Source organism: Geomicrobium sp. JCM 19055 (assembly GCF_000698185.1).
Classification (GTDB): domain Bacteria; phylum Bacillota; class Bacilli; order Bacillales; family Marinococcaceae; genus Geomicrobium_A; species Geomicrobium_A sediminis.
The window spans coordinates 1-13,333 of sequence record NZ_BAXL01000033.1 but is presented as its reverse complement, the minus strand read 5'-3'; the positions used below and the strand labels follow the sequence as shown (position 1 = coordinate 13,333).

Annotated in this window: 16 protein-coding genes and 6 pseudogenes; 18 read left to right on the top strand and 4 right to left on the bottom strand. The window is 41.2% G+C overall.

Annotated features, from left to right (window positions below):
• Positions 1-95 precede the first annotated feature (95 nt).
• A complete protein-coding gene (locus JCM19055_RS30685; RefSeq protein WP_265182436.1) occupies positions 96-263 on the bottom strand; it encodes a hypothetical protein in 168 nt (55 codons plus the stop codon).
• 31 nt (positions 264-294) lie between these two features.
• Complete coding sequence (locus tag JCM19055_RS21075; RefSeq protein ID WP_042361211.1) at positions 295-615, bottom strand: hypothetical protein; 321 nt, start codon at positions 613-615, stop codon at positions 295-297.
• Positions 616-858: 243 nt separating this feature from the next.
• Here JCM19055_RS21075 and JCM19055_RS21070 point away from each other — a divergent pair, with 243 nt between their 5' ends.
• The 6 genes and pseudogenes from JCM19055_RS21070 to JCM19055_RS21045 all read left to right on the top strand — a co-directional run bounded on the left by JCM19055_RS21070 (position 859) and on the right by JCM19055_RS21045 (position 6,248).
• Complete coding sequence (locus JCM19055_RS21070; RefSeq protein WP_042361210.1) at positions 859-2,007, top strand: acyl-CoA dehydrogenase family protein; 1,149 nt, start codon at positions 859-861, stop codon at positions 2,005-2,007.
• 13 nt (positions 2,008-2,020) lie between these two features.
• Positions 2,021-3,356 (top strand): annotated as a pseudogene (locus JCM19055_RS21065) (acetyl/propionyl/methylcrotonyl-CoA carboxylase subunit alpha).
• A 12-nt stretch (positions 3,357-3,368) separates the two neighbouring features.
• Positions 3,369-3,582 (top strand): annotated as a pseudogene (locus JCM19055_RS21060) (acetyl-CoA carboxylase biotin carboxyl carrier protein subunit).
• A 14-nt stretch (positions 3,583-3,596) separates the two neighbouring features.
• Positions 3,597-4,377: pseudogene (locus tag JCM19055_RS21055) on the top strand (enoyl-CoA hydratase-related protein).
• A gap of 8 nt (positions 4,378-4,385) precedes the next feature.
• Positions 4,386-5,919 (top strand): annotated as a pseudogene (locus JCM19055_RS21050) (acyl-CoA carboxylase subunit beta).
• Positions 5,920-6,044: 125 nt separating this feature from the next.
• Positions 6,045-6,248, top strand: coding sequence for an alpha/beta-type small acid-soluble spore protein (locus tag JCM19055_RS21045; RefSeq protein WP_042361208.1), 204 nt, complete (start codon positions 6,045-6,047; stop codon positions 6,246-6,248).
• A gap of 69 nt (positions 6,249-6,317) precedes the next feature.
• Here JCM19055_RS21045 and JCM19055_RS32460 read toward each other — a convergent pair whose 3' ends face one another.
• Positions 6,318-6,443, bottom strand: a complete 126-nt coding sequence (locus JCM19055_RS32460) for a DUF5342 family protein (RefSeq protein ID WP_193745538.1) — start codon at positions 6,441-6,443, stop codon at positions 6,318-6,320.
• A gap of 186 nt (positions 6,444-6,629) precedes the next feature.
• On the opposite strand from JCM19055_RS32460, the gene JCM19055_RS21040 reads away from it, so the two are divergent.
• The 4 genes and pseudogenes from JCM19055_RS21040 (at position 6,630) to JCM19055_RS21025 (ending at position 9,243) form a co-directional block, all read left to right on the top strand.
• A complete protein-coding gene (locus JCM19055_RS21040) occupies positions 6,630-7,772 on the top strand; it encodes a DUF445 domain-containing protein (protein ID WP_042361206.1) in 1,143 nt (380 codons plus the stop codon).
• An 87-nt stretch (positions 7,773-7,859) separates the two neighbouring features.
• A pseudogene (locus JCM19055_RS21035) lies at positions 7,860-8,211 on the top strand (YlbF family regulator).
• A 187-nt stretch (positions 8,212-8,398) separates the two neighbouring features.
• Positions 8,399-8,767, top strand: a complete 369-nt coding sequence (locus JCM19055_RS21030) for an HAD family hydrolase (protein WP_042361204.1) — start codon at positions 8,399-8,401, stop codon at positions 8,765-8,767.
• A gap of 5 nt (positions 8,768-8,772) precedes the next feature.
• Positions 8,773-9,243, top strand: a complete 471-nt coding sequence (locus JCM19055_RS21025; RefSeq protein ID WP_042361203.1) for an HAD hydrolase family protein — start codon at positions 8,773-8,775, stop codon at positions 9,241-9,243.
• A gap of 54 nt (positions 9,244-9,297) precedes the next feature.
• Here JCM19055_RS21025 and JCM19055_RS26800 read toward each other — a convergent pair whose 3' ends face one another.
• Entirely contained in the window at positions 9,298-9,456 is a 159-nt protein-coding gene (locus JCM19055_RS26800; RefSeq protein ID WP_152550014.1) for a YhzD family protein, read from the bottom strand.
• Positions 9,457-9,620: 164 nt separating this feature from the next.
• On the opposite strand from JCM19055_RS26800, the gene JCM19055_RS21020 reads away from it, so the two are divergent.
• The 8 genes and pseudogenes from JCM19055_RS21020 to JCM19055_RS21000 form a co-directional block, all read left to right on the top strand.
• Complete coding sequence (locus tag JCM19055_RS21020) at positions 9,621-10,205, top strand: ABC transporter ATP-binding protein (protein WP_370543264.1); 585 nt, start codon at positions 9,621-9,623, stop codon at positions 10,203-10,205.
• A gap of 5 nt (positions 10,206-10,210) precedes the next feature.
• Entirely contained in the window at positions 10,211-10,504 is a 294-nt protein-coding gene (locus JCM19055_RS32455; RefSeq protein ID WP_370543263.1) for a DUF4162 domain-containing protein, read from the top strand.
• 102 nt (positions 10,505-10,606) lie between these two features.
• Positions 10,607-11,623 carry an ABC transporter permease gene (locus tag JCM19055_RS21015; RefSeq protein ID WP_081833879.1) on the top strand — a complete coding sequence of 339 codons (1,017 nt, stop codon included), beginning with the start codon at positions 10,607-10,609 and terminating at the stop codon, positions 11,621-11,623.
• Positions 11,601-11,783: a hypothetical protein gene (locus JCM19055_RS24920; RefSeq protein ID WP_052366635.1), complete on the top strand. Its 183-nt coding sequence runs from the start codon at positions 11,601-11,603 to the stop codon at positions 11,781-11,783. The genes JCM19055_RS21015 and JCM19055_RS24920 overlap by 23 nt, the downstream gene beginning before the upstream one ends.
• 58 nt (positions 11,784-11,841) lie before the next feature.
• A complete protein-coding gene (locus JCM19055_RS21010) occupies positions 11,842-12,111 on the top strand; it encodes a hypothetical protein (protein ID WP_042361202.1) in 270 nt (89 codons plus the stop codon).
• A gap of 29 nt (positions 12,112-12,140) precedes the next feature.
• On the top strand, positions 12,141-12,521 hold the full coding sequence (locus tag JCM19055_RS32450; RefSeq protein ID WP_370543262.1) for a YidC/Oxa1 family membrane protein insertase: 381 nt from the start codon (positions 12,141-12,143) through the stop codon (positions 12,519-12,521).
• A gap of 34 nt (positions 12,522-12,555) precedes the next feature.
• A complete protein-coding gene (locus JCM19055_RS32445) occupies positions 12,556-12,918 on the top strand; it encodes a YidC/Oxa1 family membrane protein insertase (protein ID WP_370543261.1) in 363 nt (120 codons plus the stop codon).
• Positions 12,919-13,044: 126 nt separating this feature from the next.
• Positions 13,045-13,333 (top strand): annotated as a pseudogene (locus tag JCM19055_RS21000) (hypothetical protein); the annotation flags it as partial.

The window sequence follows — 13,333 nt, the reverse complement described above, 5'->3', positions numbered from 1 at the left end:
ATCGAATCATTGATTCGATCAATGAAGACCCTGTCGGCGTAAATATAGCATATTACATCCATTTATTCCATAACACTTAATAAAATTGTAATAATTTAATTCGAAGTTACTGTTTGCTTACAATCGTCTGAAGCGTCACCATACGTGTTTTCGAACTGGTGAATTCGTGCTACAAATTTCGTTGGAGCCGTTGAAATTCCTTTGTTGTATAGCTGTAGTTCGTGTTCATACGCTTGTACTTCATAGGAAATATACGTAACCAATTGTTCAAGCTCAATTCGTTCTTCTTGAATGTTAAAAAAATGTTGGTGCCTCGTGTTCTTGGATTTCTTTTACTTGAGCATTGATGTGATGAAACCAATGGAGCCGCTTATGACGAGTTAACGATGGGTCATTAATCAACGCTAATGAGAGAAGCAAGTCATGTTGTCGTTTGCTGTCTTGAACTTTGTGTACGACTTTATGTACGATGCGCTCATAGCGATGAAGGAGTCTAGAGAGCTGTGACCAACGTTTTTCAATTCGTTTTACAAACTTTAACAATACTGAATAACCAACGAGCCATCCTAGCAATGTTATTCCAATCAAACTACCTAAAATAATGGGGAATACCAATGAGTTCAGTCCTCCCTTAACGTACAATGATTAAGCTCTACTATACCATATGAGAATCAATCATAGGGAATGCGAATGTAGGGAAAGAAAACCACATCACTACTCGTTAAGCTCGTTTGTCATAAGTGAACTAATACTAGACGGTTAATTAACAGTATAGTATGGTTACTGTAAGCGCTTACTGATCTGAACCGATTGAGCGCTTGCTCAGTCGGCAAATTCTAAATAAAGCGAGGGATTGTATTGAATTTTGCATTATCGAAAGAACAACGGATGATCCGAGACACAGTTCGAGATTTTGTAAAAGCAGAAGTGGCACCAAAAGCGATTGAAGTGGATCAAACTTCACGATTTCCAAAGGAAAACTTTGATCGCATGGCTGAGCTTGGCATTTCTGGTTTGCCAATTCCTGAAAAGTACGGTGGAGCAGGTGCAGATACATTGTCGTACGCACTTGCGGTAGAAGAAATCGGTAAAGGTTGTGGTGGAACAGGGCTTAGCTATGCAGCATCTGTTTCGCTTGGTGCAAGCCCATTACTGAATTTCGGCAATGAAAAACAAAAAGAAGAATTTCTAGTTCCGATTTGCAAAGGCGAATCCTTAGGTTCATTTGGGTTGACAGAACCTAATGCAGGTTCTGACGCTGGAGGGACAAAAACGACAGCAAAAAAACAAGGTGATCAGTATGTGATCAACGGTGAAAAATGCTGGATTACGAATGCGGAGTATGCAAAAGCTGTCATTATAACCGCTGTGTCCGGGAAGAAAACAAACGGTAAAAGTATCATCTCTGCATTTATTGTTCCGACTAATCAGAAAGGATTTACAATTTCGAGCCCTTATGAAAAGATGGGAGTACGAGGTTCGAATACGACTGAATTAGTGTTACAAGACGTGATGATTCCTGAAGAGAATCTTTTAGGTGACTCTGAAAAAGGCTTTCATCAGTTTTTGGAAACGTTAGATGGCGGAAGAATTTCAATCGGTGCACTTGCCGTTGGAATTGCTCAAGCTGCTTATGAACGTGCACTGAACTATTCAAAAGAGCGTAAGCAATTTGGTGAACAGATCGGTAAGTTCCAATCCATTCAATTTAAGTTAGCTGACATGGCTATGCAAATTGAATTAGCGAGAACGATGGTACACAAAGCTGCTTGGCTAAAAGATGAGAAGAAGCCATTTAAAAAAGAAGCTGCATTTGCGAAATTGTACGCATCAGAAATGGCAACAAAAGTATGTAATGACGCGATCCAAATTCACGGAGGTTCTGGGTATATGCGTGAATTCGAGGTAGAGCGTATGTTGAGAGATACGAAGCTTATGGAAATTGGTGAAGGTACTTCTGAGATCCAACGAATGGTAATTAGTCGTGAAATTGGATGTCCAATGTAGAGGAGTGATAACCATGTTTAAGAAAGTTCTAATCGCAAACCGAGGCGAGATTGCGTGTAGAATTATTCGTACGTGTAAAGAAATGGGTATTGCATCCGTTGCGGTTTATTCGGATGCAGACGCAACGAGCTTACATGTCAAAATTGCGGATGAAGCTTATCACATTGGTGGTTCAGCAGCGAAGGATAGCTATTTGAACGATCAAAAAATCATTGAAGTAGCCAAAGAATCAGGGGCAGAGGCAATCCATCCTGGTTATGGTTTCTTGTCGGAAAATGCCGAATTTTCTAGATTGTGCAAAGAAAATGATCTTGTCTTTGTCGGTCCTCGACCTGAAACGATCGAAGCGATGGGTGACAAAATCTCTGCACGAGAGAAGATGGAAGCAGCCGGCGTTCCTGTTCTTCCAGGTAATCATAGCGTTGCTTCTGCAGATGAAGCGGTTGAAGTTGCTGCAACGATTGGATATCCCTCATGGTTAAGGCTGCAGCAGGTGGTGGGGGAATAGGCATGGAACTTGTCACGAACGATGATCAATTGCGAAAAGCGTATAGCAGCAATCAACGTCGTGCGAAGAACTATTTTGGTTCCGGAAACCTTTACTTGGAGAAGGCTTTACTAAATCCAAGACACATTGAAATTCAAGTAATTGCTGATTCATTCGGTGATGCCATTCACCTTGGAGAACGAGATTGCTCCATCCAAAGACGCCATCAAAAAGTAATTGAAGAAGCACCCGCTCCAGCATTAGGCGATGATGTTCGTGAAGCGATGAGGCAAGCAGCTTTAAAAGCAGTAACGTCTTTGCAGTATGTTAATGCGGGTACGTTAGAGTTTCTCTATGAAGAAGGACAATTTTACTTTTTAGAAATGAACACGAGGTTACAAGTAGAACATCCGGTTACGGAGGCCATTACAGGTGTAGATCTCGTAAAAGAACAATTAACCGTTGCGAGCGGAAAAGGGTTATCAGTTCGTCAAGAGGAGGTCACGTTCACAGGACATAGCATTGAATGCCGCGTGTATGCAGAAGATCCCGTGACGTTTTTCCATCACCTGGGACGCTATCGAACGTTTTGTTTCCTAGAGACGTGCGTGTCGATCACTCGATTGAAACTGGAACAGAAGTGACCCCTTTTTATGACCCGATGATCGCTAAAGTCATCGTTCATGATCTTGATCGACAAAAAGCGATTGAGAAAATGAAGCAAACGCTCTTAAACACGAGCATAGAAGGGATTAAAACGAACATTCCATTTTTACGTCGTGTGCTCGACCAACCTGACTTTATAAATGAAAACATGAATACAAACTTTGTTCAAAAGCATAAAGAGACGATACTACAATAAGGAGATGGTCACATGACAACAATCACATCAACGATGGCAGGTAATCTGTGGAAAGTGTTAAAAAAACGTAGGGGACACGGTAGAAGCAGGTGAAGAAGTTGCAATTTTGGAATCCATGAAGATGGAAATTCCAATTGAAGCCGAATCAGCAGGCGTCGTTAAACAAGTTCAAAAGAACGAAGGCGAATTTGTAAATGAAGGCGACGTATTATTTGAAATCGAGTAAAGGGGCTGTTGCAAGTGACAAACATTACAGTAGAAATTGATGAATCTGGCATTTGTTACGTCCAACTTAACCGCAAAGAACAAGCAAACAGCTTGTCAAAAGCACTTTTAGATGAATTAAAGAGCGAAATCGAATCAATTAAATTTAATGAAGAAGTAAAAGTCGTTGTATTTACTGCAGCAGGCAATAAGATTTTTTTCTGCAGGAGCGGATCTAAAAGAACGTTCATCAATGACTGAGAAAGAAGTTGTGGCAGCAGTCCACTACATTCAATCGGTCGTTCACCTCGTCTCAACGATTCCACAACCTACCATTGCAGCTGTAAATGGTAGTGCACTTGGTGGTGGATTAGAACTGGCTCTCGCTACTGACATTCGCGTAGGAGCGATAGAGGGGACGTACGGACTGCCTGAAACATCCCTTGCCATTATTCCTGGTGCAGGTGGGACACAACGACTTGCGAAATTAATCGGACCCGGAAAAGCGAAGCAATTAATTTTCTCTGCTGCACGTATTAGCGGTCAAGAAGCGTTTGATATAGGCATCTTCGAAGAATGTGTGCCTCTTCAAGACGTCGTTCAAACGGCAAAGGAGCTTGCATTGACCATTGCTAACAACGGTCCTCTTGCCACAAAGATGGCAAAGCAAGCGATTGATTTAGGCCTATTAAACGATTTAGAAACAGGACTTGCAATTGAACGAGCGAGTTATGAGAAGACGATTCCAACTGCTGATCGCAAAGAAGGATTACTTGCCTTTAAGGAAAAACGAACGCCATCCTATATAGGAAAGTAGTGAACGAGATATGGTTAACACTAAAAAAAGATCACCTCGCTATTCAACAGACGATTGAAGAAGGTGGAGCTGCGAAATATCATGAAAGCAACAGTGCTAAAGGAAAGAAATTTGTAAGAGATCGACTTGCTGATTTGCTTGATGATGGTTCCATTACGTTTGAAGATGGGAAGTTTGCAAACAACATGGCTGAAGGATTACCTGCTGATGGGGTTGTGACTGGAATGGGCACAATTCACGGTGAAAGCGTCTGTTTTATGGCCAATGATTCAACGGTCAAAGCGGGATCTTGGGGAGCTCGAACTGTCGAGAAGATCATTCGTATTCAAGAAACGGCAGAGCGATTAAATACACCTATGTTGTATCTTGTAGACTCTGCAGGAGCTAGAATTACCGACCAAATCGACATGTTTCCTGGAAGACGTGGTGCTGGCCGGATTTTTCATAATCAGATTCGACTTTCAGGACAAATTCCACAAATTTGTTTGTTGTTCGGACCGTCGGCTGCTGGAGGTGCGTACATACCGGCGTTTTGCGATTTCGTTATAATGGTCGACCAAAACGCTTCGATGTATTTGGGATCTCCACGGATGGCGGAAATGGTTATTGGTGAGAAGGTTAGTCTAGAAGAAATGGGCGGAGCGAAAATGCATTGCTCGGTGTCAGGTTGTGGTGATTACTTAGCTCAAGACGAAGATGAAGCCATTATCGCAGCTCGTCAGTATATGCGCTATATGCCAAAAAAACTGCCATGAAAAGCCAGCAACGATTGATTACACGTTGCCGTCAGAGCAAGATGTACAATCTTTACTTCCGAATAACCAAAACGCGCCTTTTGATATGCGAGTCATGATTAAGCGTATTGCTGATGAAGATAGCTTGTTTGAAGTAAAGGAACGTTTTGCACCTGAACTACTCACAGCATTCATTACGATCGAAGGTCGAGTTATCGGAGTCGTAGCAAACCAACCGAAAATTAAAGGTGGTGTGTTGTTCCACGATTCAGCTGACAAAGCAGCGAGGTTTATGACGATCTGTGATGCGTACAACATTCCGCTCTTATTCCTTGCGGACGTACCAGGATTTATGATCGGTACGCATGTGGAACGAGCAGGAATCATTCGGCACGGTGCAAAGATGTTAAGTGCGATGAGCAGTGCAACCGTTCCGAGAATTTCAGTGATCGTACGAAAAGCATACGGCGCCGGTCTTTATGCGATGTCAGGCCCTGCATTTGAGCCAGATTGTACGCTAGCTTTCCCTGAGGCACAAATTGCAGTTATGGGTCCAGAAGCTGCTGTGAACGCAGTATATGCGAACAAAATCGCAGAGCTTCCAGAGGAAGAGCGCCAAGCTTTTGTTCAAGAGAAACGAAAAGAATACCAAGAAGACATTGATGTTTACCGCCTAGCTTCAGAGATGATCATTGATGAAATTATCAAACCAAATGAGCTTCGAAATGAGCTTATTCGCCGCTTTAAGCAATACGAAAATAAAACGGTTAATCAGCCTAATAAAAAGCGGAGTGTTACTCCAGTCTAAAACCCTTGTAGATCAAGGGTTTTTTTACGTTTAAGTAATTGGATGAAGTTAACAATTAAAAAAAACACGGATAGAGATTTCAAATCGAGCCACAATATAGGTACACAGAGAGGGAGGTGAAACACATGGCAGATAACAGAAGCTCAAACCAACTTGTAGTACCTGGTGTACAACAAGCTCTAGACCAAATGAAATACGAAATCGCTTCTGAGTTCGGTGTCCAACTAGGACCAGACTCAACAGCACGCTCTAACGGTTCAGTTGGAGGGGAAATCACAAAACGCTTAGTTCAAATGGCTGAGCAACAAATGGGTGGTTACCAAAAGTAACGCACTAATGAACATCTAATTAAATAAAGATGGCTAGAAAAGGCAGCTTATGCTGCCTTTTCATTTTGTTTATTGTGGTGGCTGATGTTCTTCGAATTCGTGATAGAGCATTAAATCATGAATATGCGCTTCAATCTTTTCAAGATCTACCTCGGGCGTACGTTTCCACTTAATCTGCCCATCTCCATGATACATACCCTCATAAAAACCCCTTTATAAAAAAAGGAAAATTTCCATTCTTTAGAGATCCAATTGTTTTTTTACAGTCTCATATTGAAAATGTTGGAACATCGTATCCTCCTCATGTCACGTTTCTACATGTTTTATGGTATCATGACTAGCGAATAGAAATGAAGATGTTTTAGATAGGAGACAGTGCTAATGAATGGCGTCTGGATTATTTTGTTCTCCATGACTCTCGCTGGAGTCATCGGGCTTGTCACGAATATTATTGCGATTTCTATGTTGTTTCGTCCATATAAAACATTGTACATAGGGAAGAAAAAGGTTCCGTTAACGCCAGGTCTCATTCCAAAACGTCAAAAAGAAATTGCTGAACATTTAGGAAAAGTCGTTATGAATCATCTTTTAACCGCAGACGGATTGGAACATAAACTTACCAACCCTGAATTCCAACAAGAAGTATCAAACTGGGCAAAAGAAAGCATTCATAAATGGCTGCAAACGGAAGAACGCTCAATTGCAGCACTCGTGCAAGAGTATGATTCTTCTATAGAGCTAGAAGAGTGGGTCTATACAAAGTTAGAAACGATTGTTCATGAACGGGTGAATGACTGGTTAGAACAGAATCGTCATCTAACGCTCGCTGAATTGTTGCCAGAGGAAGTAACAAAAGGAGCGCATGAGAAGGTTCCAGTCGTTACAGAATGGGCGTTTGAACGACTAGAAAGTTACTTGAATTCTGATGAAGGAAGAGCGCAGTTTTTACGAGTTGTACGTCAGTTTCTTGAGCGACAAGGCTCGTTTGTACAAATGCTCGGTTCTTTTGTAAAACCAGACCGTATTATTGAAAGGCTTTACCCAGAAGTCGTTCGTGCGATGACGTCTAGTGATATACGCCAGTGGGTGACTACGAAGATGCAGTCAGAGTTAACGGAACAGACAAACAAGCCCCTCCATGACTGGTTAGATCATGAAGATACTAAAGGCATTCAGAATACGTTGATTACGTATACGTTAGAACGTTTGCCAATTGATAAGCTAATCCATCGCCCTGTTAATGAATGGAATACCTTTATTAATCCACAATGGATTGAACGAATTGTTACGGCAAGTGTGTCGAAATCGAGCTACGTACTTCAACGAAAACTACCTTCAATGCTTGAGTTCCTAAATTTAGAAGAGGTCGTCGCAGAACAAGTGAACGCTTTTTCAGTGGAACGATTAGAAGCAATTGTTCTTGATATATCACGAAGAGAGTTTCGGATGATCAAGTATTTAGGTGGTGTTCTTGGAGCGGTTATTGGGCTCGTCCAAGGAATTGTGCTCGTTATGCTCATTTAATGTGAGTTTTTCTTTGTCAATTGAGTTGAACAATGTTATCCTCGTGTGAGTGTGCCAGTTACGTGGCAAATGATAGGAGGATGCAAAATGTCTAATTTACAAGATACAGCGCAACAACTTGCGAATGCAATTGCTGAAAGTGATGAATTTAAGGAACTTGAGCGTCTACACAAAGAAGTTGAAAGTGATGAGGTTGCAAGCCGCATGCTTACGAACTTCCGTGAAATTCAATTAACACTTCAAGAAAAGCAAATGCAAGGTGAACAACCTTCAGAAGAAGAAATCATGCAAGCTCAAAAGCAATTTGAATTGGTTCAACAACATGAAACAATTTCAAAATTAATGGAGCAAGAGCAAAAAAATGAGCCAAGTGATCGGTGAAGTAAACCAACTGATTACACAACCACTTGAGCGTCTTTACGGAGCTCCAGAGCAGTAATATGCAAACCGGGAAACGAAGCGATCACGCTCGTTTCCCGGTTTTTTTGTTGGCGAGCTATAGTGGAAGTAAAGGTTAGATGTATAAAGGTCGTTTTAAGTTCCTACTAAGACATGTTCTATTCTGTTTGTTTCGTACATATTTTTTTAGCAATAGGACGGTGTATAAGAAGGAGTGGACAAAAGTTATGAACTATCGGATGTTAGCACTTTCTGTTGATGGAAGCATATTAAAAGAAAATGGGCGCATGTCTAGGACGACGAAGGAAGCCATTGAATTCGTCCAAGACAAAGGTGTATATGTGACATTATGTTCCAATCGTTCACACCAGCAGCTAGAGAAAATTGCTAAGCATTTGAAGATTAATCATGAGGTGATCTCCTACGGTGGCGGATTAATTGCTGGAAAAGCAGATAAACCTCTTCATGCAGCAAGGTTCCCTGTAGAAATGGCGAGAGATGTTGCGATGGAATTGGAACATTTTTCGTGCCAAGTCGTTGTTGAACATGAAAGTTCGAACTTACAAACCGTCAGCAGCAACCACAAAATTTCTTAGGTAAAATGACAGTAAGCCTTAGCGAATCACTATTTTCACAATCAGTCGTTGATCATTTAAGTGAACACATTGATTTACATCGAATCGAGCCGATTCGCTTTCGCGTTCATTTTGAGACGGAAGAATTAAAGGCGATTGCAGTGAAACATTTACATGAACGGATTCCTGATGTGAGAATTTTAGATTTGCGCCTTGATCAAACGATTTACATTAGTACGAAACAAGCAACAAAAGCAGAATCTCTTCTATTCTTAGGTCACGAATTAGGGATAAGACCAGAAGAGATCGTTGCAACAGGGTGTAAAGTCGGGGACGAACAATTATTAAATTCTGTTGGCATAGGAGTCGCAATGGGCGGCTCACCACCATCGGTTGTATCCGCTAGTAATTGGTTAACTCGCTCTGTAGATCAAAACGGACTCGCTTATATGATTAAAGAAGTATTTAGAAAACAGATGAAAGTCAGTCTCCTTTAAACTGCAAGAAAGGCTTAACGAATGCAATCATTCGTTAAGCCTTTCGTTCGTTTGTTAGCGATAGAAAAGTAACAACTTTCCCGCTCGTACGAGACGATGGGTTGTCGTGGAATAAGACTTTTCTTCAAGGAGTTTCTTCCCGTGGTCAATCGCTTCTTGGTCATTTGGGAATGTGAACGACTCATTTAGAAGTAGCTCGCCTTTTTTTGTCAAAAACGGTTAATGCGTAGCTCATGTTGCATCTACCTCCAGTTAATTTGTTAGAATTATACCATAAATCAAAACGTTTTGTAGAGCTTGTTCTTAAGTAATGAAGTTGCTATAGTACAAGGCGACGAAGAAAGAGGGTGACATGGATATGTCATTGATGATACAGGGTGTTACAAAAAAAGTACGGTTCAAAGGTCGCCGTAGAAAATCTTTCATTTGAAGTGAACCGCGGTGAAATGTTTGGTTTGCTCGGTAGGAACGGTGCTGGGAAGACAACGACATTCCGATTAATGCTCGGACTGTTAAAAGCAAATCAAGGGACGATTACATGGGGCAATGTAACGCCAGTCAAACTAACGAGTCGAACGATTGGTTATTTACCTGAAGAGCGAGGGCTCTATCCAAAGTTAAATGTGATGCAACAACTGATTTATCTTGGTCGTCTTAAAGGCATGACAAAGCGAGAAGTCAAAGATGAAGTCACGAAGTGGTTACGTCAATTTGAAGCATTGCAATATGAGAATAAACGAATGGAACAATTATCAAAAGGAAATCAGCAGAAGATCCAATTTATTGCGAGTGTTATGCATAAACCAGAACTACTTATTTTGGATGAACCTTTTAGCGGTTTAGATCCGATTAACATTAATGTGTTAAAAAAAAGGCAGTCTTTGATTTGCGAGACCAAGGGACGACGATTGTTTTTTCAAGTCATCGAATGGATCACGTGGAATCTCTTTGCGAGAATTTGAGCATTTTGAATAATGGACAACAAGTGGCATATGGTTCTCTTCAACAAATAAAAGCGGCTTATCGGAGTCGGACGATTCGCATTAAGGCCGATTTTTCTTTAGATTATTTACTGACGCTTAACGGTGTGATCGATGTACAAGAAGAAGCTCATGAAACTCGAGTTGTCGTTCAAACCGAAGCGATTGTGAATGCCGTCTTTGAAGCGTTACATAACAAAGGAAACGTTCAACTATTTGCGGTTGAAGAACCAACGCTTCATGACATTTTTATTGATAAGGCAGGTTCCGCACATGCGTAATATAGGGCTCGTACTTTGGCACACGTTCTATACGAAAGTCGTTTCTAAAACGTTCTTCTTCACGTCATTTTTTTATGATTTTGTTTATGTCAATCATTTTGAATATCGAAGCGATCCTCGACTTTTTTTGATGATGATCCTGAAACGAGCGTCTATTCGGTTGCTGTTGTTGATGAGACAGAAGAGGTCTTCGGTGAATTAGAGCATGTCTTTGATCAACGTGACGAGACCATTCATTTTGAGCAATACGATTCGTCTAGAGTAAGCGATGAAGAAGTGTATGATCGTTATGATGCTATGCTTTTTATTGAAGGGACAGTGGATCACCCAGTCGCTCATTACGAAGCCCCGTCAATCAACCAATCGTATTTGCCGAGAGTTCTTGAATCGGAAATCCAGTCAATTGCAGAAGAGAAACGGATTGAGCAGTCGGGGATTTCTGAAGAGGTGATCGAGAACATTGCTCAGCCGATCACTTTCTCATTAGAAGCAAGTGATGATAACGCCCGTTCCGAAGCGGAACTCGACCAGGCACGCTTTTTCGTTTATATTCTATTGTTCGTCATTTATTTTACAGTGTTATTCCTTGGCAACATGATTGCTTCAGAAGTGGCGACAGAGAAGAGTTCACGAGTCATGGAGCTGTTAATTACGAGCACGTCACCCGCACAGCAAATGTTTGGCAAGATTCTTGGGGTTGGGCTTGTCGGTCTTACCCAATACAGCATTATCTTTCTCGTGGCGCTTGTTACTTTTGGGATGGGGATGGATGGTTCGCTTCCACAAGTTAGTGGTAATGTCGGACAGGCTGAACAAGAAATGATTCAAGAAGCGAGCTTCTCGTTAGAGCTATTTATGTTAGCGTTTGTTTATTTTGTACTCGGTTACTTTTTATACGCGACACTTGCTGCAATGCTCGGCTCGTTAGTGACGCGAATTGAAGATGTAGGTCTTGCAGTAGGACCAATGAACATGCTCGTTATTCTAGCGTTACTCATTTCAATGTTTAGTTTAGGCAACCCATCGGCAACAATTACTACGGTAACGTCGTATATTCCATTTTTTTACGCCAATGATTATGTTTTTACGGGTTGGTATGGGAGAAGCGTCCTCATTTGAAATGATTCTTTCGTTTGTTCTTCTTTTCATATCGATTGCAATCTTAATGATCATTGCAACGAGGGTTTATCGTGGAGGCGTGCTTTTGTATTCCCAAGGACGTTTAATCGAGATGATTAAACGTGCATTAATTGTAACAAATCGAGAAAAGGACAATTAGGTTTTCATAGAAGACTTTGGTATAATTGCATAGCAACTGACAAGAGAGGGGTGAGACTATGATTGAAATGATATCAGATACTGAGTGGTTTACGTTTATGTTGTTGCTTTCACAAATTGCGCTACTCGGTTTGCAGATTCGATTATTTATCGAGTTTGCATACGTATGGGATGAACGGCATGTTCATCAACGATGTTATCAAACTAAAGATTTAGAAGCTCATAGTCTCAACCCTAGACGGACATTTAGCATCATTAAGCGCAAAGTACCATCGCTTGCGGATCATTCATCCGATGATGATGAAATTTCTTTCCTTCAAACTCGTTAACGTGTTGTAAAAACGAAGGAGGAAATGAAATGAAACGACGCTTACAAATAATAACGTTACTCGTTATAGCTCTAATGGTATTAACTGCTTGTGGAATGGACCAAGCACCAATTACTTCTGAAAGTGAAGGCATATGGGATCACTTCTTCGTATTTCCGCTTTCGTGGTTAATCATCCAAGCTGCGGAGCTGTTTAACGGCAGTTATGGACTTGCAATTATGCTTATGACGGTCGTCATAAGATTGGCGATTTTGCCGTTGTTTTTGAAACAACAAAAAAGCAGCAAGGCTATGCAAAAACTAAGACCTGAATTGGATAAGCTTCGTGAAAAGTACGATCCAAAGAAGCAAGAAGATCAAGCGAAAATGCAACAAGAAATGATTCAGCTCTATCAAAAAAAGTGGCATTAACCCGTTAATGGGGTGTCTTCCGATCCTCATTCAAATGCCGATTTTAATGGCGTTTTACTTCGCGATCATTCGAACGGAACAAATTGCAACACACAGTTTTCTCTGGATGGATTTAGGAGCACCAGATCCGTATTACATTATGCCTGCACTTGCCGGGGTACTCATGTATTTGCAAATGCAACTGAGCACAAGACAACTGCCGCAAGAGATGGCTGCTCAAATGAAGATTATGCAATATATTATGCCGGTCATGATCGTGTTTATCGGGATCGCTTTACCGTCTGCACTATCTCTTTACTGGGCAACAGGAAGTTTGTTTATGATCATCCAGACGTATGTCATTCAAATGCGTGATAAGCGTAATGAGGCAAGTAGTGATGTCGCTACTGAACAATAGATGAGAAGTCCTTGTCTTCAACACCAGAGAAGAATGTGGTGTTTGAAGGCGAGGATTTTTGTTTTTTTACTCACCAAACTTTCATTTGTGAATAGCGTAGTGGGTAGAAGGAGGTAGGCGATTATAATGGATTCTATGAAACAAAAATACGATCATTGTGTGCAACACGTTGGGCAGAACGTGCACGTTCAGATGTTTGATGAAAAGACCTTCCAAGGGTTTTTAGAGAGTGTCGATGATGAACACGTCTATTTATTAGTCCCTGAAAATGTAGCGGATGGAGAGGAAGTAGCCGCTGCGTATATTCATCATGGAGGTCAAGGCCACCACCATCATGGAGGTCAAGGTCATCACCATGGAGGCCATCACCATCATGGAGGTCAAGGTCATCACCATGGAGGCCATCACCATCATG